The organism is Kitasatospora phosalacinea (genome assembly GCF_000717185.1).
In the GTDB taxonomy this organism is placed as follows: domain Bacteria; phylum Actinomycetota; class Actinomycetes; order Streptomycetales; family Streptomycetaceae; genus Kitasatospora; species Kitasatospora phosalacinea_A.
In genome coordinates, this window is sequence record NZ_JNYE01000040.1 from 23,329 (window position 1) to 48,311 (window position 24,983).

The 24,983-nt window shown below is 73.3% G+C and carries 19 protein-coding genes; 7 read left to right on the forward strand and 12 right to left on the reverse strand.

Going from position 1 to position 24,983, the window contains the following annotated elements:
• Nucleotides 1-3 precede the first annotated feature (3 nt).
• From OO57_RS44780 to OO57_RS18535, 3 genes are all read right to left on the reverse strand, one after another.
• Nucleotides 4-993: an ABC transporter permease gene (locus OO57_RS44780; RefSeq protein WP_033253643.1), complete on the reverse strand. Its 990-nt coding sequence runs from the start codon at nt 991-993 to the stop codon at nt 4-6.
• Between the two features lie 91 nt (nt 994-1,084).
• Entirely contained in the window at nt 1,085-2,530 is a 1,446-nt protein-coding gene (locus OO57_RS18530) for a GH1 family beta-glucosidase (RefSeq protein WP_033253644.1), read from the reverse strand.
• Between the two features lie 300 nt (nt 2,531-2,830).
• The gene (locus tag OO57_RS18535; protein ID WP_081973781.1) at nt 2,831-3,862 is read right to left on the reverse strand and encodes a LacI family DNA-binding transcriptional regulator; all 1,032 of its coding nucleotides are present in this window, start codon (nt 3,860-3,862) and stop codon (nt 2,831-2,833) included.
• Nucleotides 3,863-4,167: 305 nt separating this feature from the next.
• Between OO57_RS18535 and OO57_RS18540 the strand changes: the two genes are divergently transcribed.
• Nucleotides 4,168-5,139, forward strand: coding sequence for a glycoside hydrolase family 6 protein (locus OO57_RS18540; protein WP_033253645.1), 972 nt, complete (start codon nt 4,168-4,170; stop codon nt 5,137-5,139).
• Nucleotides 5,140-5,274: 135 nt separating this feature from the next.
• Nucleotides 5,275-6,567, forward strand: coding sequence for a glycoside hydrolase family 6 protein (locus tag OO57_RS18545; protein ID WP_033253646.1), 1,293 nt, complete (start codon nt 5,275-5,277; stop codon nt 6,565-6,567).
• Between the two features lie 105 nt (nt 6,568-6,672).
• Here the strand turns inward: OO57_RS18545 and OO57_RS18550 are convergent, their stop codons facing one another.
• The 7 genes from OO57_RS18550 to OO57_RS39560 all read right to left on the reverse strand — a co-directional run bounded on the left by OO57_RS18550 (nt 6,673) and on the right by OO57_RS39560 (nt 17,392).
• The gene (locus OO57_RS18550; protein ID WP_033253647.1) at nt 6,673-7,899 is read right to left on the reverse strand and encodes an ROK family transcriptional regulator; all 1,227 of its coding nucleotides are present in this window, start codon (nt 7,897-7,899) and stop codon (nt 6,673-6,675) included.
• Between the two features lie 12 nt (nt 7,900-7,911).
• Nucleotides 7,912-9,204, reverse strand: a complete 1,293-nt coding sequence (locus OO57_RS18555; protein ID WP_033253648.1) for a sugar ABC transporter permease — start codon at nt 9,202-9,204, stop codon at nt 7,912-7,914.
• Nucleotides 9,201-9,980: an ATP-binding cassette domain-containing protein gene (locus OO57_RS18560; protein ID WP_033253649.1), complete on the reverse strand. Its 780-nt coding sequence runs from the start codon at nt 9,978-9,980 to the stop codon at nt 9,201-9,203. The genes OO57_RS18555 and OO57_RS18560 overlap by 4 nt, the downstream gene beginning before the upstream one ends.
• A gap of 103 nt (nt 9,981-10,083) precedes the next feature.
• Nucleotides 10,084-11,178 (reverse strand): sugar ABC transporter substrate-binding protein, encoded by a 1,095-nt coding sequence (locus OO57_RS18565; RefSeq protein WP_033253650.1) that lies wholly within the window; start codon nt 11,176-11,178, stop codon nt 10,084-10,086.
• Between the two features lie 429 nt (nt 11,179-11,607).
• Nucleotides 11,608-12,492 carry a fructosamine kinase family protein gene (locus OO57_RS18570; protein WP_033253651.1) on the reverse strand — a complete coding sequence of 295 codons (885 nt, stop codon included), beginning with the start codon at nt 12,490-12,492 and terminating at the stop codon, nt 11,608-11,610.
• Between the two features lie 466 nt (nt 12,493-12,958).
• Entirely contained in the window at nt 12,959-14,056 is a 1,098-nt protein-coding gene (locus tag OO57_RS18575; RefSeq protein WP_051777927.1) for a LacI family DNA-binding transcriptional regulator, read from the reverse strand.
• 219 nt (nt 14,057-14,275) lie between these two features.
• Nucleotides 14,276-17,392, reverse strand: a complete 3,117-nt coding sequence (locus tag OO57_RS39560; protein ID WP_051777928.1) for an OmpL47-type beta-barrel domain-containing protein — start codon at nt 17,390-17,392, stop codon at nt 14,276-14,278.
• A 357-nt stretch (nt 17,393-17,749) separates the two neighbouring features.
• Between OO57_RS39560 and OO57_RS18585 the strand changes: the two genes are divergently transcribed.
• From OO57_RS18585 to OO57_RS18605, 5 genes are all read left to right on the forward strand, one after another.
• The gene (locus tag OO57_RS18585; RefSeq protein ID WP_033253652.1) at nt 17,750-19,045 is read left to right on the forward strand and encodes an extracellular solute-binding protein; all 1,296 of its coding nucleotides are present in this window, start codon (nt 17,750-17,752) and stop codon (nt 19,043-19,045) included.
• Nucleotides 19,046-19,055: 10 nt separating this feature from the next.
• Nucleotides 19,056-20,081: a carbohydrate ABC transporter permease gene (locus OO57_RS18590; RefSeq protein ID WP_033253653.1), complete on the forward strand. Its 1,026-nt coding sequence runs from the start codon at nt 19,056-19,058 to the stop codon at nt 20,079-20,081.
• Nucleotides 20,081-20,923 carry a carbohydrate ABC transporter permease gene (locus tag OO57_RS18595; protein ID WP_033253654.1) on the forward strand — a complete coding sequence of 281 codons (843 nt, stop codon included), beginning with the start codon at nt 20,081-20,083 and terminating at the stop codon, nt 20,921-20,923. Before OO57_RS18590 ends, OO57_RS18595 begins: the two co-directional genes overlap by 1 nt.
• 107 nt (nt 20,924-21,030) lie before the next feature.
• Nucleotides 21,031-22,530, forward strand: a complete 1,500-nt coding sequence (locus OO57_RS18600; protein ID WP_051777929.1) for an alpha-N-arabinofuranosidase — start codon at nt 21,031-21,033, stop codon at nt 22,528-22,530.
• A 34-nt stretch (nt 22,531-22,564) separates the two neighbouring features.
• Nucleotides 22,565-24,100 carry a glycoside hydrolase family 43 protein gene (locus tag OO57_RS18605; RefSeq protein ID WP_033253655.1) on the forward strand — a complete coding sequence of 512 codons (1,536 nt, stop codon included), beginning with the start codon at nt 22,565-22,567 and terminating at the stop codon, nt 24,098-24,100.
• Between the two features lie 58 nt (nt 24,101-24,158).
• Here the strand turns inward: OO57_RS18605 and OO57_RS18610 are convergent, their stop codons facing one another.
• Complete coding sequence (locus OO57_RS18610) at nt 24,159-24,521, reverse strand: MauE/DoxX family redox-associated membrane protein (protein WP_033253656.1); 363 nt, start codon at nt 24,519-24,521, stop codon at nt 24,159-24,161.
• A 165-nt stretch (nt 24,522-24,686) separates the two neighbouring features.
• Nucleotides 24,687-24,929 (reverse strand): chaplin, encoded by a 243-nt coding sequence (locus tag OO57_RS18615; RefSeq protein WP_033253657.1) that lies wholly within the window; start codon nt 24,927-24,929, stop codon nt 24,687-24,689.
• Nucleotides 24,930-24,983 lie beyond the last annotated feature (54 nt).

Consider the following 24,983-nt stretch of genomic DNA (forward strand, 5'->3'; position numbering starts at 1 on the left):
CGCTCAGGCCTCCTTGCGGGCACGGGGGTCGAGGGCGACGTAGGCGAGGTCCGCGACCAGGTTCACGGCCAGCACGGTGAGGACGACGACCAGCAGGATGCCCTGGAGCAGCGGGTAGTCGCCGGTGAGGATGGCCTGGTAGATCTGCCAGCCGACGCCGGGGTAGGTGAAGACGATCTCGGTGACCAGCGAGCCGGTCACCACCAGGCTGATCGACAGGGCGAAGTTGGAGATGGTCGGCAGGATCGCGTTGCGCGCCGCCACCGCGGCCACCCGCCACTGCGGGAGCCCCTTCGCGGCGGCGACCAGGACGTAGTCCTCGTCCATCGTGGTGATCATCATGTTGCGCATGCCGATCACCCAGCCGGCCAGCGAGGCCAGCACCACGGTCAGCGCCGGCAGGGTGCCGTGCTCGATCACGCTGGTGACGAACGGCCCGTTCCAGCCCGGCGTCAGGTGGGCGTGCCGGCCGGTGTCGTAGCCGTTCTGGTAGGGGAAGAGGCCGCCGAAGTAGCCGAGCGTCATCATCACCAGGAAGGCCAGGATGAAGTACGGCACCGACTGGAAGAAGGTGACGGCGGGCAGCAGGCCGTCCAGCAGCCCGTTGCGCTTCCAGCCGACGACGATCCCGGCCAGCGTGCCGACCACGAAGGCCAGCGCGGTCGCCGTGCCGACCAGGCCCAGCGTCCACGGCAGGGTGTCGCCCAGGATGGAGGTCACCGGCGCGGACTGCGAGGTGGACAGGCCCAGGTCGCCGTGGAGCAGGCCGGACAGGTAGGTCAGGTACTGGCTCAGCAGGCTGTGGTCGGCGCCGGTGCCGTACTGCGCCTCCAGGGCCCGGATCGCGTCCGGGTCGAGGTTGGCGCCGCGCAGTTTGGCCAGCGCGTTCTGCAGGGCGCTGCCGGGCAGCAGCCGGGCCAGGAAGAAGTTCAGGGTCACCGCGGCGAAGCCGGCCAGCAGGTAGAAGCCGAGGCGGCGCAGTAGCGTCCGCATGCCGATGCTCCCTTCGGGGTCCTCGGGCGCCACTGGCGCGCGGGTGGTCGGTGCGGCCCGGGGGCCGCGGGGCGGGTGGGGCGGGGCACGGTCAGGACAGCGAGCGCGGGACGGCGCCGGTGCGGCAGGCCCGGCCGTACCAGTGCGCGCTGTTCTTCGGGGTGCGCCGCTGGGTGGGGAAGTCGACGTGCACCATGCCGAAGCGCTTGGCGTAGCCGTACGCCCACTCGAAGTTGTCCAGCAGCGACCACAGGAAGTAGCCCGCCACCGGCACGCCCGCCTCGATCGCCTCGTGCACCACGGTCAGGTGCCGGTGGACGAAGGAGATCCGGTCCCGGTCGTTCACCACGCCCTCGGGGGTGACGTAGTCCTCGCAGGCCATCCCGTTCTCGGTGATGATCACGGGCAGGCCGGGGCGCTCCAGGTGGATCCGGTCGACCAGGTCGCGCAGGCCGGTCGGGTCGATGCTCCAGTTCATCGCGGTGAGCTCGCCGGGCGGCTGGTGGAAGGCCACGTGCTCCGAGCCGGGCCACGGCGAGTGCTCGCTGCGGCCGTGGCAGTCGTCGCGGGAGGCGCCGCTGCCGGAGACCACCGCCGGGGAGTAGTAGTTCAGGCCGAGCTGGTCGATCGGTGCGCCGATCGCCGCCAGGTCGCCGGGGCGCACCAGCTGCTCCCAGTCGACCAGGTGCGCGGTGTCCTGCTGGAGGTCCGCGTCGTACCGGCCGCGCAGCACCGGGCTCAGGAAGATCCGGTTGCCGACCGCGTCGATCCGGCGCGCCGCCTCCTGGTCCTCCGGGCTGTCGGTGAGCGGCCGCACCTGGTGCAGGTTGAGCGAGACGGACAGTTGGGCGGTGCCCGGCAGCGCGGCGCGCAGTGCGGCCGTGCCCCGGCCGTGCGCCAGGTTCAGGTGGTGGGCGGCCTTGAGCGCCGCGGCCGGGTCGGTGCGGCCCGGGGCGTGCACGCCGGAGCCGTAGCCGAGGAAGGCCGAGCACCACGGCTCGTTCAGCGTGGTCCAGTACCGCACCCGGTCGCCGAGGGCCCCGGCCACCAGGGAGGCGTACTCGCCGAAGCGCTCCGCGGTCTCCCGGACGGTCCAGCCGCCGGTGTCCTCCAGGTGCTGCGGCAGGTCCCAGTGGTAGAGCGTGGCCAGCGGGGTGATGCCGGCCGCCAGCAGTTCGTCCACCAGCGCGCGGTAGAAGTCGAGCCCGCGCTCGACGGCCGGGCCCCGGCCGGTCGGCTGCACCCGGGGCCAGGCCACCGAGAAGCGGTACGCGGTCAGCCCGAGGTCCTTCATCAGGGCGACGTCCTCGCGCCAGCGGTGGTAGTGGTCGACCGCCAGGTCGCCGGTGTCGCCGCGGTTCACCTTGCCCGGCGTGTGGCTGAAGGTGTCCCAGATCGACGGGGTCCGGCCGTCCTCGGCGACCGCGCCCTCGATCTGGTAGGCCGAGGTGGCGGTGCCCCAGAGGAAGTCCGGCGGGAAGCGGAGGAAGTCGTCGGTATGGGCCTCGGCGGCCTTGCGGTCCTGGACCTCGGTCATTTTGGGAGCGCTCCCATGCATTCGGAACGGGTGCCCGCCGCGACGTCTGAACGGTGCGGCAGGTGGGCAGGAAAGAAGAGGTGGCCTGACTCGGAGCCGGAAGCGCTTCCAGTGGCGGTGTCGGAAGTTTCTGGCTTGTCAGGCGGAGGTGTCAAGGACTTGAACCGCCCGTATCGGAAATGAAACTGGAAGCGCTTCCAGTCGTGACCGGAGCGGTCGGCGGGCGGTGCGGCGGCAGCGCGAACGGCCCGGCTCCCGCCGCGCGTACGGGCGGGGGCCGGGCTGCGGCTCCGGGGCGGGTCAGGCCTCCGTCGGCACGTCCGGGGCGGACTCGCGCACGGTCAGGCGGGTCGGCAGGATCAGCGGGCCGGGGTCGTTCCCCTCGATGGCGCCCACCAGCATCCGGGCCATCTCGCGCCCCAGCGACCGCACCGGCTGGTGCACGGTGGTGAGCGGCGGGGCGGTGTGCCGGGCGCTGGCCAGGTCGTTGAAGCCGATCACCGCGACGTCCTCGGGCACCCGCAGCCCGCGGGTGCGCAGCGTGCGCAGCGCACCGATGGCCATCGCGTCGGAGGCGGTGAACAGCGCGTCCGGCGCGGGGTGGGCCGCGAGCAGCCGTTCCATCGCCGCGGCCCCGCCGTCCTCGGTGAAGTCGCCGGCCTCGACGCCGAGCAGCGGGACCCCGGCCAGGGCCAGGCCCTCGGTGAAGCCCCGCTCGCGGGCGGCGGCGACCTGGGTGTCCAGCTGGCCGGTGATCATGGCGGGCCGTCGGCGCCCGGTCCGCACGAAGTGCTCGGCCGCCAGCCGGGCGCCGCCCCGGTTGTCGGCGTCCACGTACCAGCGCGGCTCCCCGGTGAGCGGCAGGCCGCCGAACACCACCGGGAGGTCGGTCTGTTCGGCGAGCCGGCCGAGCGGGTCGTCCCCGCGCAGCGCCATCAGCATCACGCCGTCGGCGCGGCGCGAGCGCAGCAGGCGCTCCAACCGGTCGCGTCCGCGCGGGGTGTTGGCCAGCAGCAGGATCAGTTCCAGGTCGGTCTGCTCCAGCGCGGCGCTCACGCCGACGATCACCTCGGCGAAGAAGGGGTCCGCGAACAGGCCCGGCTCGTCGCTGGAGACCGCCAGCACCACCGCGCCGACCCGGCGGGTGGCCAGGGCCTGCGCGGTCGGATTGGGGACGAAGCCGAGTTCGCGCACCGCGCGTTCGACCGCCTCCCGCTTGGCCCGGCTGACGTGCGGGGCGTTGTTGATCACCCGGGACGCCGCCGTGCGCGAGACGCCGGCGCGCTGGGCCACCTCGTCGAGGGTGGGCATGCGCTTGGGTGACGACTCCATGGAAACGGCTGCTCCTCGGGCTGCGGGCGTCGGACACGGGTCATGATTCCACGGCATCCACCGGCCACGGAGCCTGCGGAGCGCGGCACCCGCCTCGGCCCGGCCGTGGAAACTGGTAGCGCTTCCAGCGTACCCCGACCACCGGAGGGCGACCGTGCCCGTGCCGGAGGACTCCGGGAAGCCCCTGGTGCAGAAAGCATTGACACGACCCCCCGTTGGGCCCAATCATCCCCATCACGCGATTCGATTCGCAGAAAACTGGAAGCGCTTCCACTTCTCCGCCCCCACCCAACGGAGGAAGAACCGTGCGCAAGCCCACTCGAGCGGCAGCCGCGCTGCTGGCCGGCCTGCTCGCCGCCGGACTCGCCCTGACCGACGCCGGTCCGGCGTACGCCGCCGACCCCACCACCATGACCAGCGGTTTCTACGTGGACCCGGACAACTCCGCGCTGCGCTGGGCCAACGCCAACCCCGGCGACGGCCGCGCCGCCGCGATCCGCTCCGCCATCGCCAACACCCCGGCGGCCCGCTGGTTCGGCAACTGGAGCGGCGACATCGGGGCGGCCACCGGCGCCTACGTCGGCCGCGCCGACGCCTACGACAAACTGCCCGTCCTGGTCGCCTACAACATCCCCAACCGGGACGTCTGCGGCGGCCAGTCCGGCGGCGGCGCGGGCAGCCGCGCCGCGTACGACACCTGGATCGCCGCCTTCGCGAGCGGCATCGGCAACCGCCCGGCGGTGGTCGTCCTCGAACCCGACGCGCTCGGCGACCAGAGCTGCCTGACGCCCGCCCAGGTCTCCGACCGCAACGCCATGCTGAGGAACGCCATCGCGCAGTTCAACGCCAAGGCCCCCAACACCTGGGTGTACCTCGACGCCGGCAACCCCGGCTGGATCAGCGCCCCCACCATGGCGCAGCACCTCGCCGCCGCCGGGGTCAGCGGGGCGCACGGCTTCTCGCTGAACGTCTCCAACTACTTCACCACCGGCCAGAACACCACCTACGGCAATGCCGTCAACAGCGCGCTCGCCGCGTACGGCTACACCAAGCCGTACGTGATCGACACCAGCCGCAACGGCAACGGCTCCAACGGCCAGTGGTGCAACCCGGCCGGGCGCCGGATCGGCACGCCCACCCGGACCGGCGGCGGCGCCGAGATGCTGCTGTGGATCAAGGAACCGGGCGAGTCCGACGGCAACTGCGGCGTCGGAGCGGGCTCCTCGGCGGGGCAGTTCCTGCCGGAGGTCGCCTACAAGATGATCTACGGCTACTGACGCCGCTCCGGACGCCCACCGCACCACCGGCCCACCCTGCCACCGGCCCACCCTGCCACCGGGCCACCGCGCGGGCCCGGGGGAACCGCTCCCCCGGGCCCGCCACCACCGACACCCACCCACCGAAGGAACACCGTGCGCACTCCCCTGCACCGCGCCGTCCTCCCGGCGAGCGCCCTGGCGCTGCTGGTCGGCGGCGCCGTACCGGCCGCCGCCGCCGAGCCCCGCCCCGCCCCGGCGTCCCACGCGCTCGCCCCGGACACCCGGTTCTACGTCGACCCCGACAGCGACGCGGCCCGCCAGGCGCTCACCGACCTGAAGCACCACGACCTCGCCGGCGCCAGGGACATGGCGAAGCTGGCGAGTTGGCCCGAGGCCGCGTGGTTCACCGGCGGCACCCCGGCCGAGGTCGAGTCCCAGGTCCGGAGCCTGGTGCGCCGCGCCGGGCGGGCCAAGGCGGTCCCGGTGCTGGTGGCGTACAACATCCCGCTGCGGGACTGCTCCCAGTACTCCGCCGGCGGCGCCCAGTCGGACGCCGAGTACCGGGCCTGGATCGACGCCTTCGCCCGGGGACTGGGCAGCAGCAAGGCCGTGGTCGTGCTGGAGCCCGACGGGCTGGCCAACCTCCCGGCCGACTGCGGCCCCGGCGCGGACCCGACCGGCGAGCAGACCGCGGGCCGGCTCGCCGACCTCAACCACGCGGTCGACGCGCTGGAGCGGCAGCCCAACAGCGTGGTCTACCTGGACGCGGGCAACAGCCACTGGCAGAGCGTCGGCAACGCGGCGCAGCGCCTGCTCGACGCGGGCGTCGGCCGGGCCCAGGGCTTCTCGCTGAACGTCTCCAACTACTTCGCCACCGACCGCGCCACGCGCTACGGCACCTGGGTCTCGCAGTGCGTGTGGTTCGCCACCGAGGGCCCGGAGTGGGCCAGGGGCCACGCCGACTGGTGCGCGAGCCAGTACTACTCCCCCGCGGCACCGAACGACGGGCAGCCGGGCAACGCGGTCGACGTGGAGGACCCGTCCACCTGGCACTGGACCGACCAGTGGTTCCAGCAGAACGTCGGCAGCCCGTCCACCGACCGGCTCGCCCACTTCGTGGTCGACACCAGCCGCAACGGCCGCGGCGACTGGAAGCCCCCGGTCGGCAAGTACGCCGGCGACCCGCAGACCTGGTGCAACGCGCCCGGCAGCGGGATCGGCGACCGCCCGACCGCGGACACCGGCGTGCCGCTCGCCGACGCCTTCCTGTGGGTCAAGACCGTGGGCCAGTCCGACGGCCAGTGCAACCGCGGCGTCCCGGGCGGCACCGTCGACCCCGAGTACGGCGTCGTCGACCCGGCGGCCGGCGCCTGGTGGCCCGAGCAGGCCCGGTCCCTGGTGGACAACGCCAGTCCGGCGCTGACCTTCAACACCGCCCGGCACTGACCGCCCCCGCCACCCGGCACTGACCGCCCCCTCGCCGTACGGCCGGTCGCCGTCCCTCCCTGCCCGGGGGGACGGCGACCGGCCGTGCTCCTTCGCGGGCCGCGCCTACCGCCCGGCGCCCACCCGCTGCGGGAGTTCGGCGAGCGTCTCCAGCGGCCGGGCGAGCAGTTCGGAGAACGCCAGCTCGGCGGCGCCGATCAGCACGGTGTCGTCGCCGAGTTCGCTGACCCGCAGGCGCAGCCCCTCCCGGACGGCGGCCAGGGCGTTGGTGTTGATCCGGCTGCGCACCTGGGCGGCGGAGCCGAGGAAGACGTCCCGGAGGGTGCCGCCGAGGACGACCAGTTCCGGGTCGAGGAGGTTGGCCAGGCTGGCGATGCCGATGCCGAGCCAGTCGCCGACCCGGTGCAGGGCGGCGCGCGCGGTGACGTCCCCGAGGTCGGCCGCGGCGACCACGGCCCGCACGGCCTCGGCGCCGGTGCTGCGGCCGTCCCGGCCCGCGGCCTCCAGCAGGGCCCGTTCGCCCGCCTCGGCCTCCAGGCAGCCGCGGGCCCCGCAGCCGCAGGGCCGTCCCTGGTGCGGGTTGACGGTCAGGTGGCCGACCTCCCCGGCGTAGCCGCGCTCCCCGCGCAGGAGTTCGCCCGCGGCGATCACCCCGGCGCCGATGCCGATCTCGCCGTGCAGGTAGACCAGGTTGCGGCTGCCGCGGCCGATGCCGCGGCGGTGTTCGGCGAGCGCGCCGAGATTGGCCTCGTTGGCGACCAGGACGGGCACGCCCGGGCGGAGCCGGTCGGTGAGCGCCCCGGCGAGGTCGACGCCCTTCCAGCCCGTGTTGGGGGTGAGGCCGACCAGGCCGTCGGGGTGGCGGACGAGGCCGCGGACCGCCGCGGCCACGCCGACGCAGGTGCTGCCGTCGGGGGTGCGGGCCAGCATCTCGCGGGCGGATCCGGCGAGCAGGGCGGCCACTTCGGCCGGGTCCTGCGGCTGCCCGTCGGACCACGGGTGCTCGCGGCGGTCCAGGAAGACGCCGCCGAGCCCGACGAGCGCGGTGGACAGGCGCTCCACGCCGATGTCCACCGCGAGGACGTGTGCGCGGGCGGGTTCCGGGCTGACGACCAGTGAGGGCCGTCCGGCCCGGCCGGTCTCCTGCGGCAGTTCCTCGCGGACCAGGCCCGCGGCCGCCAGGTCGCCGACCAGGCCCAGGATGGTGCTGCGGTTGAGGCCGAGCTCGGCCGCCAGGACGGTCCGCGAGGTCGGCCCCTCGAAGTGGACGTGGCGCAGCAGCGCGCCCAGGTTGTGCTGGCGGACCTCTTCCTGGGAAGGACCGGCTTTCATGGCGGGTGACCCTCATCGTCGGGCGGTGCGGCGGCGGGACATGGCATCCACACCGGCGGCCACCAGCAGAACCGATCCCGTGACAGCGTACTTGACGCCCGAGCTGTACCCCATCAGCCCCATGCCGTTCTGGATCACCGCGACGACCAGGCCGCCGAGCACCGCGTCGACCACCCGGCCGCGGCCGCCGAACAGGCTGGTGCCGCCGATGACGGCGCTGCCGACGGCGAGCAGCAGGACGTTGCTGCCACCGGTGTTGGGGTCCACGGAGTTGCCCCGGGAGGCCGCGATGACGCCGCCGACGGCGGCCAGGCAGGAGCAGATGACGAACGCGGAGATCCGGATGGCGGCGACGTTGATCCCGGCCCGGCGGGCGGCTTCGGCGCTGCCGCCGACGGCGTACACGTGCAGGCCGAAGTTGGTGCGCTGGAGGGTGAAGGTGCCGAGCAGCAGCAGGGCGCCGATCACCGGCACCACGAGCGGGACGCCCTTGAGCGAGCCGACCAGGACGTTGCGGCTGCGCTCCTGGTTGAGCAGGGCCACGGCGGTGGCGCCGAGCACCACGACCGCGCCGATCCGGAGGGCGAGCAGCGCCGCCGGGGTCCCGGCCAGGCCGCGGCCGCGCCGGTCGCGGCTGCGGCGCACCTGGAGCACCGCGTAGCCGGTGGCGCAGGCGGCCAGCAGCAGCCAGCCGAGGACGGGGCTGAGGTTGTCGTTGGCGATCGCCAGGACGGTCGGGTCCTTGATCGAGACGTTGGTGCCCTCCTTCAGCAGGATCAGCACCACGCCCTGGAAGCCGAGGAACGCGGCCAGCGTCACCACGAAGGAGGGGATGCCGACCTTGGCGACGAGGGTGCCGAGCAGCAGCCCGATGACGGCGCCGGTCAGCAGGGCCGCGGCCACCGCGCCGTACCAGGGCCAGCCGTGGTTCGTCAGCAGGATGGCCAGCACGGCGGCGCAGACGCCGCTGGCGTACCCGGCCGACAGGTCGATCTCGCCGAGCAGCAGGACGAAGACCAGGCCCATGGCGATGGCGATGCTGCCCGCGCTCTGGGTGAGCAGGTTGGCGAAGTTCAGGTTGGACAGGAAGACCGGGCGCAGCAGCGCGAAGAACGCGCACAGCACGACCAGGCCGGCGACGGCGGGCAGCGAGCCGAGTTCGCCCGCGCGGACCCGGTCGAGGTAGCCGCGGCCGAGCTCCGCCAGCCCGGCGCCGGGCCCGGTCGGCCGCTCGGGCTTCCCGGGGCTGCCGGGGCTGCCGGGCTTCCCGGGGTTCCCGGGCGTCTCGGGGGCGAGGGCGGTCATGCGGCGGCTCCCTTGGGGGTGTCCTGCGGGCCGAGGTCGCCGCTGCGGCCCGAGGTGATCAGTTCGACGACCTGGGCGTGCGTCACGTCGGTGGCCTTGACCTGGGCGGCCATCCGGCCGAGGTAGAGCGCGGCGATCCGGTCGGAGACCGCGAAGACGTCGTTCATGTTGTGCGAGATGAGCACGACGGCCAGCCCGTTGTCGGCGAGCCTGCGCACGAGTTCGAGGACCTGCGCGGTCTGGGCGACGCCCAGGGCGGCGGTGGGTTCGTCGAGGACCACCAGCTTGCTGTTCCACAGCACCGCCTTGGCGATGGCGACGGTCTGGCGCTGGCCGCCGGAGAGGCTGGAGACCTTCTGCCGCAGGGACTTGACGGTGCGCACCGACAGGCTCTTGAGCGTGGCGGCGGCCATCTCCTCCATGGTGGCGTCGTCGAGCACCAGGCCGCGGCGCTTCTCCCGGCCCAGGAACATGTTCTGGACGATGTCGAGGTTGTCGCACAGCGCGAGGTCCTGGTAGACGATCTCCACGCCGAGCGCGGCGGCGTCGCGCGGGCTGTGCACCTGGACGGGGCGGCCTTCGAAGAGGTAGTCGCCCGCGTCGGCGGGGTGGATGCCGCCGATGCACTTGACCAGCGTCGACTTGCCCGCGCCGTTGTCGCCGACGAGGGCGGTGACCTCCCCCGCGCGGGCGCTGAGCGCGACGTCGTGCAGGACCTGGACGGGGCCGAAGGACTTGTCGATCCCGCGCAGTTCGAGGACCGGTGCTTCTGTCATGGGTGGGGCTCCTGGGGGTTCGGCGGGGCGGGCCCCGTGCCCCTGGCGGCACGGGGCCCGCGGGCGGCGGCCGGGCGTGGGAGCAACGGCCGGGCGCGGGTGGCTACTTGATGCCGGCCTTCGTGCACGGCTCGGCGTACTCGCCGGTGCACAGCTGCTCCTTGGTGACGTACCCGTCGGTGACGACGTCCTGGACGTTGTCCTTGAAGATCGCCTGGGGGGCGAGCAGCACGGCCGGGACGTCCCGGTTGCCGGTCGGGTCGTGGACGGTCGCGCCGGGGTCGCTCTTCTTGCCGCCGGCCAGCTCGACCGCGAGGGTGGCGGCCGCGTCGGCCTCCTTCTTCACCGCCTTGTAGACGGTCATGCACTGGTCGCCCGCCAGGATGTTCTGCAGGCCCTGGACGGTGGCGTCCTGGCCGGTGACCGGGACCTGCCCGTTGCGGTGGTTCTTGCGCAGCACGGCGATGGCCGAGTTGGCCAGGCCGTCGTTGGCCGCGAGCACCCCGGCGAGGTCCGGCCGGCTGGTGTACATCTGCTCGAAGATGGTCTGGGCCTGGGCGTTGTCCCAGTCGGGCACCGACTGGTTGGGGCCCTTGGTGTACTCGCCGGAGGCGTACAGCGGGTCCAGCACGCCGTTGTAGCCGTCGGCGAACAGGGTGGCGTTGTTGTCCGTCGGGGAGCCGTTGAGCTCGGCGACGACGGGGTTCTTGGTGCCGTTGTCGGCCAGGCACTTCACCAGGCCCTGGCCCTGGAGCTTGCCGACCTGGGTGTTGTCGAAGCTGACGTAGTACTGCGCGGACCCGCCGAGGGTGAGCCGGTCGTAGTCGATGGTGGCCACGCCCTGGGCCTTGGCCTTGTCGAGGACGGCCTTGCCGGTGCCGCTGTCCAGGTTGACGATCACCAGCACGTTCACGCCGCTGGTGATCATCTGGTCGGCGATGGTCTGGAAGGCCTGCTTGTCGCCCTCGGCGTTCTGGATGTCGTAGTCCACCCCGGCGGCCTTGAAGGCGGCCGCGAGGTAGGTGCGGTCGGCGGTCTCCCAGCGGACGGACGACTTGCTGTCCGGCAGGATCACGCCGATCTTCGGCTTCTTGCCGCCCGCCGAACCGCTGTCGGAGCCCGTGGAGGAGCAGGCGGTGGCCGTGGTGAGCAGGGTCGCCGCCAGGGCGGCGGTGGCGAACAGGAGCCCCTTGCGCATGGGCAGGGTCCTTTCGGGGCGTGTCCGGCCGGTGCCGGACGTGCGTGACTGCGGACGGGGTGGGGAAGGGCGCGCGGACGCGGGGCGGGGAAGCAGCCCCGGCGCGGTTTGTTGCCTGCGACAACATACGACCTGCCAGAGGGTCCGCCAAGCCCTCGTACCGACGCTGACGGGTAACGATCACATCACCGGCCCCCGCCGCCCGGCGCCCACTGGTCGGTCAACTGACCTGTCACCCAAGGGACATGGCGCACGGCGGCGCCAACGGGAACGCCCTCCCCCGGGAGTCGCCAGGAGGAGGGCGCAGGAGCGGGCGGGCGGGCCCCGGCCCACTGCCGTCCGCGAGCGGGAGCGAAGATCAGCGGCGCGCCGGCACTCGAACGCCGGCGCTCACGGAACGGCTGCCGGGGCGCCGGACCGCGGCCGGGCTCAGCGCCGCCGCCGGAAGGGGGCGAGCGTGGCGCGCACGAGCCCGGCGGCGCCCCAGTCGGAGTCGAACTGGGCGATCACCGCCAGGTGCTGGCGCAGTTGGAGGATCGGCATGCGCGCGCGCCAGTCGCGGTCGAGCCCGGTCAGTTCGGCGTAGCGCTCGAAGAACACCTGCGCCTCGGGCGGCGGCGCCGTCGTCCACAGGTGGGCCAGGTCGACCTCGGCCCAGGCGTACGACACGGCCGGATCGATCAGCGCGGGCCGCCCGTCGGGGGCGGCCATGACGTTCAGCGCCCACAGGTCGCCGTGCGTCAGGCAGGCGGGCCGCACCGGCAGCAGCTCGGGCAGCCGGTCGCACAGCCGCTCCAGCGCCGCCCGGTCCGCGGCGTCGAGCGCCTCCCGCACGCGGTGCTCGTCGAGCCAGCGCAGCAGGCGGTGCCGGGCGAAGAACTCGAACCCGTCCTCCGTCCAGGTGTTGACCTGCCGACGACGGCCCAGCCAGTTGTCCCGGTGCCACCCGAACCGGGGGTGCCGGGTACTGGTGTGCAGGTGGGCGAGCGCGTGCGCGAACCGCTCCCAGAAGGCCCCGCTGTCCGGGCGGGGCCGCAGCACCGACAGCACCAGCACCTCGCGGTCCGCCCGGACGACCTCGGGCGTGGCGACACCGCCCGCCTCGCGCAGCGCGACGAGCCCCTCGGCCTCCGCGGCGAAGACGTCGTCCGACGGCGGCTCGTCGAACGCCTTCACGAACACCGACGTACCGTCGCCCCGACGCGCCAACCCCGCGATCGCGGCCAGCCCCCCGGCGGCCGGCTCGACCGCGACGACATCGGTCAGACCGGCCGCGTGCAGGCGTTCCAGCAGGAAGGACGTCGTGTCCGTCACGGGGGCGCTCCTGTCGTGAATCGACGGCGACGGGGTGGGGGGCGGGGCCGGGAGCCGGGCGAGGGCGTCCGCGACGCCTCGGGCTCCGCCCCTGCGGAAGGTCACCGGCGAAGATCCTCCGCCGCATCGACCGGCCGGTCAACCCCCGCAGCCACCAACGAGGTTGGCCACCGGGCCACCGGGCCACCGGGCCACCGGGCCACCGGGCCACCGGGCCACCGGGCCACCGGGCCACATCCTCCGCCGCGTCGACCGACCGGTCAACCCACGGAGAGGGCAAGGAAGTTGACCCCAGCCCGTCGCGCTACCGGCTCGACCCCGCCCCCACGCGCCCGAGAACGCCGTGGCCGTGCCCCGCCCACGGCGCTCCCCCGACCACCGGCTCAAGCCGGACACCCACGTGCGCCACCGACCCACCGGCCGACCCCCGCAGCGCACGAGGGGATTGACCGCCCAGCCCGCCGACCTACCGGCTCGGCCCCGCCCCCGGCGTGTCCGAGAACAGCGTGGTCGTGCTGCCCGGCCCCGGGGGCCGTCCGCCCGCGGTGCTCGCCCGGACGACCAGCTCGGGCCGGACGTTCACGTGCGCGACCGGGGCGGTGGGCTGGTCGATCAGGCGCAGCAGCATGCCTATCCCTTCGCGGCCGACGGAGGTGAAGTCCTGCCGGACGGTGGTGAGCGGCGGGGTGAGGTAGGCGCCCTCGGGGAGGTCGTCGAAGCCCGCCACCGCCACGTCCTGGGGGATCCGCACCCCGGCCTCGTGCAGGGCGTGGACGACGCCGAGGGCCATGTGGTCGTTGGCGGCGAACACGGCCGTCGGCCGGGAGCGGGCGCCGCGGCGGAAGGCCTCCGCCACCCGCCGGCCGGCCGCGTGGCCCGAGGCGGGGCTCCAGTCGCCCGCCAGGTGCGGCGGCACCGGCAGTCCGGCCGCCTCCAGCGCGGCGCGCCAGCCCTGGAGGCGGCCCTCCGCCTCGATCCACTCGCCGGGCCCGGCGACGTGCCAGATCCGGGTGTGGCCGAGCGACAGCAGGTGTTCGGTGACGGCCCGCGCCCCGCCGAACTGGTCGACGGCCACGCCCGGCAGGGCGAGGTCGTGCCCGCCCTCCACCGTCACGATCGGGAAGGGCTGGGGCAGCCGGGCCAGGGCGGCCACGGCGTGCCGGTGCGGCGTCATCACCACGGCGCCGTCCACTCCCCAGGTGCCCAGCCGTTCCAGGGCCTTGCCGAGCGCGTGCTCGGTCAGCTCCTCGAGGCCGACCGACGCCACCAGGTAGTCCTCCCGCCGCGCGGCCCGTTCCAGGCCCGCCAGGATGCTGGCCGGGCCGAACAGCGTGGTGTTGGCGGCGACCACGCCGATCGTCCGGCTGCGCCGGGTCACCAGTGTCCGGGCCGCGGAGTTCGGCCGGTAGCCCAGTTCGGCGATGGCGAGCAGCACCCGTTCCTTGGTCGCGCCGCGCACGTTGGGGTGGTCGCTGAGCACCCGGGAGACCGTCTGGTGGGACACCCCGGCGACCTGGGCGACGTCAGCCATCGTCGGCGGTCGCCGCTCACCGGTCTCTGCCATGGTTCTCCCGTCCCGCCCGGCACCGGCCGGGCCCGCTAGCCGGTGCCCACCCTACTGTCCGTTCCCGCCGGGTGTCCCGTGCCTCCCCGCCGGAGGGCTGACGCCGCGCCAGGGGCCCGGCGGTCGGGGCCCGGCGGGCCGGTGGCACGACGCGGCCGCCGGCCGGACGCCCCCGCGTCCGGCCGACGACCGGTGTGCGCTACCCCCTGTCGGTGCGCGCTACCCGCGGTCGGTGACCGCCAGCGCGGCGCACTGGCCGGTCGCGGCCCGGGCGGTGTGGTTCGCCGCTCCGCCGTCGACCGGGGCGGGGTCGTTGCCGGTGCAGCTGAGGACGCCGTCGACGACGTTGCCGGAGAGCAGCGGCGCGCTGCCGGTGTTGCCGGTGAGGTTCACCGGCCCGGCGAAGGTGTTGCCGATCAGGCTGATCCGGCCGGTGGTGCCGGAGAGCGTCGCGCCGCCGGAGAACGTGCTGCCCTCGGCGACCACGGTGCTCCCCCGGCGGACGTTCAGCGGCCCGCGGACGGTGCTGTCGACCACGACCAGGACGGCCGCGTCGTCGACCACCGTGACGGTACCGACCTCCGCGCCCTTCACGCAGGTCGTCCCGGCGGTGACGACCAGGGCGCTGCGGCCGTGCCCGGTGACGGTGCGGGTGCACTGCGGCACCACGTCCACGACCGCGGTGCCGGTGGCGCTGCGGTTGCCGGCCCGGTCGGTGGCCCGGTAGGCGACGGTGTGCCGGCCCGGGGCGTCGACGGTGAGGGGGCCGGTGTACGGCTGCCAGGCGCCGCCGTCCAGGGCGTACTCGACCGGGCCCGGGCCGGAGCCGGTGTCGGCGCCGGTCAGGGTGAGGGTCGCGGAGCCCTCGTACAGGTGGCCCAGGTCGGGTGCGGGCAGCTGGGCGGCGACGGTCGGGGCGGTGGCGTCCCGCTTGACCGTGAGGCGGGCCTCCTCGCCGGTGTTGCCCGCGGTGTCGGTCGCCCGGTAGCCGAGTTCGGTGGTGCCTTCGGGCAGGGTGAGCGGGGCGCCGTAGGGCTGCCAGTCCCCTTCGCCGAGGCGGTACTCGATGCCCGCGACGCCGGAGTCGTCGGTGGCGGAGAGGTCGACGGTCACCGGTCCGGTGAACCAGCCGTCGGTCCCGTCGGGTGCGGCGGGGGTGGTGCGCGCGGTGGCGGCGGGGGCGGTGCGGTCGGAGCCGAACCGCCAGTCGTCGACGTCGAAGAGTTCGCCGGTGCCGGTGCCCTCGGCGACGAAGAAGACGTGGTGCACGCCGGTGACCCGGGTGGTCAGCTCGGTGCGGACCTCGGTCCAGGCGCCGGTGGACGCGGCGGGGACGGTCAGCGTGCCGACGGGGGTGCCGGAGGCGTCGGGGGCGTCGAGGCGGACCTGGATCCGGCCGCCGGCCTTCGGCAGCACGTCGGCGGCCAGGGTGGAGGCGCCGTCCGGGCCGAAGTCGACGGCGGCCAGCGCGGTCCACTCGCCGTCGTGGACGTTGCCGAGCTTCTGCTCGCCGGTGGTGTCGGTGCCGACCGGCAGGACGCGGATGCCGGAGGCGGGGTCGTAGGCGTCCTGGACGCCGGAGTCCCAGGCGATCGTCTCGGCCTCGATCCGCTGGTGCGGGTCGAGCGTGCCCTGCTGGGACGGGCCCCGGTAGGTGCCGGTGATCGGGGCGATGGTGCCGTCGGCGTTGACCGTCACCTTGTCGATGTGGGTGGAGCGGTAGCCGTGCGGCTTGTCCAGCGAGCCGCCCGCGGCCAGCGCGGACTGCACGGTCTGGGCGTGGTAGGTGATGTAGGTCTGGCCCTTGAACTCGAACATGGCGTGGTGGTTGTTGCCGCCCGCGCCGAAGAAGGAGCCGGGGTTGCCGAGGATCTCGCTCTGGTAGGTGAAGGGGCCCATCGGGCTGTCGGACACCATGTAGGCGATGTTGCCGTAGCCGATGGCGTGGCCGTCGATGGTGCTGGAGTGGCTGAAGTTGGTGCAGTAGCTGTAGTAGTACTTGCCGTTGATCTTGTTGATGCCGGAGTCCTCGAACACCGCGGGGGCGTCGATGGTCGCGGCCGTGCCGACCGTGCTGACCATGTCGTCGCCGAGCTCGATCACCCGGGTGCTGCGCGGGTGGTCGGTGCCGCCGGTGGGCACGCCGCCGCCGAAGTAGAGGTAAGCGGAGCCGTCGTCGTCGACCAGGACGGCCGGGTCGAACATCCACACCACGCCCGCGGTGCCGGGGGTGGCGCCGCTCACCAGCGGCTTGCCGATCGGGTCGGTCCACGGGCCGGTGGGCGAGTCGGCGGTCAGGACGCCGATGCCGCCGCCGCTGTTGGCGAAGTACAGGAAGAACTTCTCCTTCCCGCCGACCTTCTTGTGCGCGGCCGCCGGGGCCCAGGAGTTGGCGGCCCACTTGGCGGCGCCGGGCGCTCCCGCGACCTTGACCTGGCCCTCGTTGGTCCAGTTGACCAGGTCGGCGGAGGAGATGACGGTGAGGGTCTTGATCTGCCCGTAGCCGTTGTCCTTGATGTTGCCCGCGGCGTCGTACTCGTAGGACTGCGCGATGTCGCCGTTGGCGTCGTAGGCGGAGCCGTCCGAGGTCATGTACTCGTACACGCGCCCGTCGTAGACCATCGCCCACGGGTCGGCGCCGTACTGGTAGTCCATCAGGGGGTTGGCGTTGCCGACGGTCTTGGCGGGGGCGGCGTGGCCGGGCGGGTGGGCCGGGGAGGAGTCGGCCTCGGTGAGGGAGACGTCGTCGGCCTCGAAGTCCATCAGGTTGGCGGCGGGGGCGCTCGCCGGGTCCTGGACCCAGGGGGTCTCCAGGAAGAGCCGGGCGGTGCTGACGTCCTGCCCGGCCGGGACGGTGAAGGTGCCCTGGACGAGCCCCCACTGGCCGCGGGGCACGGTCACCGTGCCGAGGTTGGTGTAGCTGGCGCCGCCGTAGTGCATGGTGGCGAAGAACTGCTTGGCGGCCGGGGCGGCGGGGTCGTCGTACTTGACCCGGGCGGTGACGGTGTAGCTGCGGCCGGCCCGCACCTTGCCGGAGACGTCCTGCATCGGGCCGGAGCCGGTGGTCTTCCGGCCGGTGACGAGGACGGCGGAGGATCCGGAGTAGGCGTCGGAGGTGAGGGAGAGCGCCGCGCCGTCGGTGGGGTTGCCGTGGTTGGCGGACCAGTTGGCGAGGCCGCCCTCGAAGCCGCCGTTGACGACGAGTTCCTGGGCGGCGGCCCCGGCGGGCGCCGCCGCGGCGACCAGGCCGACGGCCAGGGCGGGGGCCAGCAGGGCGGCGGCCGCGGTGGCCGCGGCGGTTCTGCAACGGGTGGCGCTGAGCCAGCGTCTGTACATGGACATCCTTGGGTGGAGGGGTTGGCCCCCATGTTGTTAGCGCTAACAAAACCTGTCAAGCCTCACAACGGCCCGCCCGCGGCCCGGACTTCGAAATGTTTCGGTGTTATCCGCCCGTAATCTGCCGCAAGTTTCGGATACTTTTCGGAAACAAGTTATTGACGCCCGCTCCGTGGCGAGCACATACTCTCCAGCATTCGAGCCGCCCCTGCCGACCGCCTCACGCCCGGTCACACCGGTCCACCCACCCGCGACCGGGCCGCAGGAGCTGCGGTGATCCCCACCTGACATGCCTTCACTTCGCGTACTCCCACCCGGGCTCCCCCGGCGACGACGACAGAACAGGAAGTCCCCACGATGACGAGAAAGACACGCCGCACGGCGGCCGCCGCGATCGCCCTGGGCATCGCACTCGCCGTCACCGGCTGCGCCGGCAGCGACGGCGGCGGTAGCGGCGGCTCGTCCGGCGGCAAGGTGACGCTGACCCTCTGGGAGAACGCCCAGCCCGGCGCGGGCGCCGAGTACTGGAAGGCCTCGGCGGCGGCGTACGAGGCGCTGCACCCGAACGTCAAGATCAACATCCAGACGATCCAGAACGAGGACCTGGACGGGAAGCTGCAGACCGCGCTCAACTCCGGCTCCGCGCCGGACATCTTCCTGCAGCGCGGCGGCGGCAAGATGCAGGCCATGGTCCAGGCCGGCCAGGTCCAGGCGCTGGACCTCACCGACGCCGACAAGGCGAACGCGGGCGCGGCGGGCATCGCCGGGTACTCGATCGACGGCAAGGTCTACGCGATGCCGGTCGACACCCAGCCCGAGGGCATCTACTACAGCAAGGACCTGTTCCAGCAGGCCGGCATCGCCGCGCCGCCCACCACGATGGCCGAGCTCCAGGACGCCGTCGCGAAGCTGAAGGCGATCGGCGTCGCGCCGATCGCGGTCGGCGCCAAGGACGCCTGGCCGGCCGCGCACTGGTACTACAACTTCGCCCTGCGCGAGTGCAGCCAGGACACCCTGAAGAAGGCCGCCCAGTCGCTGAAGTTCGACGACGCGTGCTGGACCAAGGCCGGCGAGGACCTCGCCTCGTTCCTGAAGGTCGAGCCGTTCCAGCAGGGCTTCCTGACCACCTCCTCGCAGCAGGGCGCCGGTTCGTCCGCGGGCATGCTCGCCAACCACAAGGCGGGCATGGAGCTGATGGGCAACTGGAACCCGGGCGTGATCGCCAGCCTGACCCCCGACCAGAAGCCGCTCCCCGACCTGGGCTGGTTCCCCTTCCCGGCCGTTCCGGGCGGCCAGGGCGACCCGGCCGCCATCATGGGCGGCCTGGACGGCTTCTCGCTCTCCAAGAAGGCCCCGAAGGAGGCCCTCGACTTCCTGCGCTTCCTGGTCAGCACCGACCAGCAGAAGGAGTACGCCAAGGCCTTCGTCGCCATCCCGGTGAACAAGGAGGCCCAGGCGGGCGTCACCGAGCCCTACAACGTCTCGGCGCTGGAGGCCTTCAACAAGGCCCCCTACTCGGTGCTGTTCCTGGACACCGAGTACGGCCAGAACGTCGGCAACGCGATGAACACCGCCGTGGTGAACCTGCTCGCCGGCAAGGGCAGCGCGGCGGACATCGCCAAGGACACCAACGCCGCCGCCGCGAAGGGCTGAGTAAGCACCGATGAGCAACACCCTGGGCACTGAGCCGGCCGACGGCCACCAGTCGCAGGGCACGCCCGGAGCCGGGAGCGCGGCCTCGTCCGCGCGCCCGGCTCCGCCGCCGGCGGCTGCCCGCCGCCGGCGCGGCCGTGCCAAGCTGCGGCTCGAGATCGCGGTGCTGTCCGGACCGGCGATCCTCGTCTTCCTGGCGTTCGTGATCTTCCCGGTGGCACTCGCCGCGTTCTACGGCTTCTACCGGTGGCACGGCTACGGACCGCCCACCGACTGGGTCGGCCTGAACAACTACAAGCTGATCCTCACCGACCCGGCGTTCCAGCAGGTGCTGTGGCACACCGGCGTGATCCTGGTGCTCTCGCTGGCCGTCCAGGGCCCGCTGGCGATCGGCCTCGCCCTGCTGCTCAACCAGCGCATCCGCGGCCGCTCGGCCATCCGCGTCCTGATCTTCTTGCCCTACGTGGTCTCCGAGGTCATCGTCGGCACCGGCTGGAGCCTGATGCTCCAGAGCAACGGCGCCCTCAACGACCTGCTGCGGCACGTCGGCCTGGGCTTCCTGCAGGCCGACTGGCTGGCCGACCCCGACCTGGCCATCTGGACGCTGCTGGGCATCATCTCGTGGAAGTACATCGGCTTCGCGGTGATCCTGATGCTCGCGGGCCTGCAGTCGATCCCCGAGGAGCTCTCCGAGGCCGCCCAGATCGACGGCGCCTCGTACTGGCAGATCCAGCGCCGCATCACGCTGCCGCTGCTCGGGCCGACGATCCGGATCTGGGCGTTCCTGTCGATCATCGGGTCGCTGCAGCTGTTCGACCTCGTCTACATCATCTGGGGCCCGTACGTGGCGGGCACCGCGGGCACCTCGACCATGGCGATCTACATGGTCGGCCAGGGCCGCAACGCGGGCAACTACGGCTACGGGAGCGCGATCGCGGTCGTGATGTTCCTGATCTCGCTCGTCGTCGCCCTGCTCTACCAGCGCTTCCTGCTCCGCCGTGACCTGCAGGGCGCCATCACCGAAGGAGCATCCTGATGCGCGCGCGGACGGCCGACCGGCCGCAGAAGTGGGGCAACCCCTTCACCTACTTCGTCGCCCTGCTGTTCATCGGGACCTGCGTCGCACCGGTGCTCTACATCGTGCTGGGCGGGTTCCGCACCAACGCGCAGATCAGCACCAGTCCGGCCGGCCTGCCCGAGCCCTGGGTGGCGAGCAACTACCTGAACGTCCTGAAGTCGGTGACGTTCTGGGGCGAGTTCGCCAACTCCCTCGTGGTGGCGCTCGCCAGCACCGTCGGCACCGTGCTCCTGGGCCTGATGGTGAGCTTCGTGCTCGCCCGCTACGACTTCAAGTTCAAGGGGGCGATGTACTCGCTGTTCGCGGCCGGCCTGATGTTCCCGCTGGTCATCGCGATCACCCCGCTGTACATCGTGGTCAAGGACCTCGGCCTGGTCGACAACCTGCTCGGCGTGATCGTCCCGCAGATCGCCTTCGGCCTGCCGATGACCGTGATCATCCTGGTCCCGTTCCTGCGCGCCATCCCGAAGGAGATCGAGGAGGCCGCCGCGATCGACGGCACCGGCCGGCTCGGGTTCTTCTTCCGGATGGTGATCCCGCTGTCGCGCCCCGGCGTGGTGACGGTCGGCATCCTCGCGTTCATCGGCAGCTGGAACAACTACGTGCTGCCGCTGTACGTGCTGAACTCGCAGGCGAACTTCACCCTGCCGCTCGGCGTCCAGGCGTTCTCCTCGCAGTACTCCGTGGACACCGCGAAGGTGCTCGCCTTCACCTCGCTCGCCATGCTGCCCGCGATGGCCTTCTTCGCCGCCTTCGAGCGGAAGATCGTCGGCGGCCTGACCGGTGCCGTGAAGGGCTGAACCCGCGCCCCGCACCGCCCGCACCGCCCGCACCACCCCGCACCGCCCGCACCACCCCGCACCGCCCGCACCACCCCGCACCGCCCGCACCGCTGAAAGGACCCGCCTTGCCCCGCGCCCACGTCGAACTCGACCGCCGGGCCGTCGTCGGCCCCGTCCGCCGCCGCACCTTCGGCTCGTTCGTCGAGCACCTCGGCCGCTGCGTGTACACCGGCCTGTACGAGCCGGGCCACCCGACCGCGAACGAGGACGGGTTCCGGATGGACGTCGTCGAGCTGGTCCGGGAGCTCGGCACCACGACCGTCCGCTACCCCGGCGGGAACTTCGTCTCCGGCTTCCGCTGGGAGGACTCGGTCGGCCCGCGCGAGAAGCGCCCGGTGCGGCGCGACCTCTCCTGGCACTCGCTGGAGTCGAACCAGGTCGGCCTCGACGAGTTCGCCCGCTGGCTGAAGCTCACCGGCTCCGAGCTGATGCTCGCCGTCAACGTCGCCACCCGCGGTATCCTGCCCGCCCTGGACCTGCTGGAGTACGCCAACCACCCGTCCGGCACGGCGCTCTCCGACCTGCGGATCGCCAACGGCACGCCGGAGCCGCACGACGTGCGGATGTGGTGCCTGGGCAACGAGATGGACGGGCCGTGGCAGACCGGCTTCATGACGGCCGACGACTACGGCAAGATCGCCGCCCGCACCGCCGCCGCGATGAAGGCCGCCGACAAGGACCTCGAACTCGTGGTCTGCGGCTCCTCCGGCTCCGGCATGCCGACCTTCGGCGACTGGGAGCGGACGGTGCTGGAGCACAGCTACGACCACGTCGACTACGTCTCCTGCCACGCGTACTACCAGGTGCACGACGGCGACCTCGGCTCCTTCCTGGCCTCCTCGGTCGACATGGAGTTCTTCGTCGACACCGTGCTCGCGACCGCCGACCACGTCGGGCACAAGCGGCAGTCGAAGAAGCGGATGAACATCTCCTTCGACGAGTGGAACGTCTGGTACCTGGAGGAGCACAAGGCGTCCGACGAGGTCAACGACGAGTGGCGGCACGCCCCCCGGCAGCTGGAGGACGTCTACACGGTGGCGGACGCCGTGGTCGTCGGCAACCTGCTGATGACGCTGCTCAAGCGCAGCGACCGGGTCACCTCGGCCTCGCTGGCCCAGCTGGTCAACGTGATCGCGCCGATCATGACCGAGCCCGGCGGCCCGGCCTGGCGGCAGACCACCTTCCACCCGTTCTCGATCACCAGCCGGCTCGCCTCCGGCGAGGTGCTGCGGCCAGTGATCGACGCGCCGACGTACCTGACGGCCCGGCACGGCGAGGCGTCCCTGGTCGACGCCGTCGCGACCGTCGACGACGGCCGGGCCGCGGTCTTCCTGGTCAACCGCGACCTGGCGGAGCCCGCCCGGGTCACCGTCGACGTCCGCGACCTCCCCGTGTCGCGCGTCGTCGAGGCGCTCACCCTCTCCGACGCCGACCCGTACGCGAGGAACACGCTCGCCGACCCGGACCGGGTGACCCCGGCCGCGAACGCGAGCGCCGTCCTCGCCGACGGCGTGCTCAGCATCGAGCTGCCGCCGGTGTCGTGGACGGCGATCGCCCTCGGCTGACCGACGACCCGCAGCTCCTGGAGAGGACCGCCCCGTGCGGACGTACGACAACCCCGTGATCCCCGGGTTCCACCCGGACCCGAGCGTGTGCCGGGTCGGTGACGACTACTACCTGGTGTGCTCCAGCTTCGAGTACGTCCCCGGGCTGCCGCTCTTCCACAGCCGGGACCTGGTGCACTGGCGGCAGCTCGGCAACGTGCTCGACCGCCCCGGGCAGCTGCCGCTGCCGCTGCCCGGCAGCACCGCCTCCCGCGGCCTGTACGCGCCGACGATCCGTCACCACGACGGCCGGTTCCGGGTGATCTGCACCAACGTCACCGCGGGCGGCAACTTCCTGGTGACCGCGGAGCGGCCCGAGGGCCCCTGGTCGGACCCGGTCTGGATCGACCTGCCCGGGATCGACCCGGACCTGGCCTGGGAGGAGGACGGCACCTGCTGGGCCGCCTCCACCTCCCCCGGCATCCACCTGACCCGGATCGACCCGGACCGCGGCGAGGTGCTGGAGGGGCCCTTCCCCGCCTGGTCCGGCACCGGCCTCAAGTGGCCCGAGGCCCCGCACCTGTACCGGATCGGCGACTGGTGGTACCTGCTGATCGCCGAGGGCGGCACCGAACGCGGCCACGCCGTCTCCGTCGCCCGCGCCCGCTCCCCGCGCGGCCCCTGGGAGGGCGCGCCGGGCAACCCGGTGCTCTCCCACGCCGGCACCGACCGGCCGGTCCAGAGCACCGGCCACGGCGACCTGGTCACCGCGCCCGACGGCAGCTGGTGGATGGTGCTGCTCGGCACCCGCCCCCGCGGCTTCTCGCCCAACTTCCACGTGCTCGGCCGGGAGACCTTCCTCACCCCCGTGACCTGGGACGAGGACGGCTGGCCGGTCGTCGCGCCCGTCGCCGAGCGGCACCCCGCGCCCGGCGGCGCCCGGCACCCCTTCCCCGCCCCGCCCGTCCGCGACGACTTCGACGCCCCCGCGCTCGCCCCGCACTGGATCTCCCCGCACGCCCGCCCCGACCACTCCTGGTCGCTGACCGAACGCCCCGGCTGGCTCTCCCTCACCGCCACCGGCCCCACCCTCGACCGGCCCGGCCACACCTTCGTCGGCCGCCGCCAGCAGCACCACGACTGCCGCGCCTCGGCCCGGCTCGACCCGGGCACCGGGCGGGGCGGCCTGAGCGTGCGCCTGGACGAGGCCCACCACTACGACCTGGAGGCCGACTCCGGAGAGGTCCGGGTCGTCGCCCGGATCGGCCCGCTGCGCCAGGTCCTGGCCAGCCGCCCGGTGCCGCCGGGCCCGCTCACCCTCACCCTGACCGTCCGCACCACCGGCCTGGTGCCCGCCTCCCCCGACCTCGCCGGCACCGAGCCCTTCGGCCCCGACACCCTCGCCTGCTGGCTCGGCGACCCCGACGCCCCGGGCGCGCAGCCGCTCGCCGAACTGGACGGGCGCTACCTCTCCACCGAGGTCGCCGCGGGCTTCACCGGACGCGTCATCGGCATGTACGCCACCGGGGGCACCGTCGCCTTCGACTGGTTCGACTACCTCCCGGCGCCCCCGACCAACCACCCCGGCTGACGGCTGACGGCTGACCGCTGACCGCTGACCCCTCCGGGCGGCGGCCCCGGGTGCCCGGTCAGCTCCGGGAGACCCGTACCGCCCAGGCGATCAGCGGTGCCTGGAGGGGCAGCCGGGCCAGCGCGGCGGCGCGCTGCGGGGCCGGGCGGTGGCGCCAGTCGTACGCCATCTTCACGTTGGCGGGGAAGACCGCCGCGAACAGGCCGGCCGCGGCCAGCGCTCCGGCGCGGCGGCTGCGCGGGTGCAGGACGGCCGCGCCGACGGCCAGCTCCGCGACGCCGCTGAGCCTGGTCCAGGCCCGGGGCGGCCCGGGCAGCGCGCGCGGGACGATCGCGTCGAAGGGCTCCGGCACCGCGAAGTGCGCGATCCCGGCGGTCAGCAGCAGTCCGCCCAGCAGGCGGGCGGAACGGTCGGATGCCATCGGCGCTCCCGGCACGTGTCGGCGAAGCAGTTGCTACCGAAGAGTAGCTTCGGCGGGCCGGGAGCGGAACACCCCACCCAGAACACCCCGTCCGGAACGCCCTGCCCGGAACGCCCGCAGGCCCCTCCCGAAACGCCCGGGAGGGGCCTGCGCACTGACGGGTCGTCAGCCGATGTTGGTGCAGGAGTTGCCGAACGCCGGGTTCAGCGCGCTGATCACGCCGATGCTGTTGCCGCACACGTTGACCGGGATGTGCACGGGGATCTGGATCAGGTTGCCGGACAGGACGCCGGGCGAGCCGACGGCCACGCCCTGGGCTCCGGCGGACGCGGAGGCCGCTCCGGCGGTGCCCAGCACGGCGGTGGCGGCCAGCGCGACGACGGCGAAGTACTTGCGGGTGCGGGACATCTCGACTCCTCGGTTCGGGGGTGCCGCCCCGGGCGGGGCGGCACCGGTGATTCG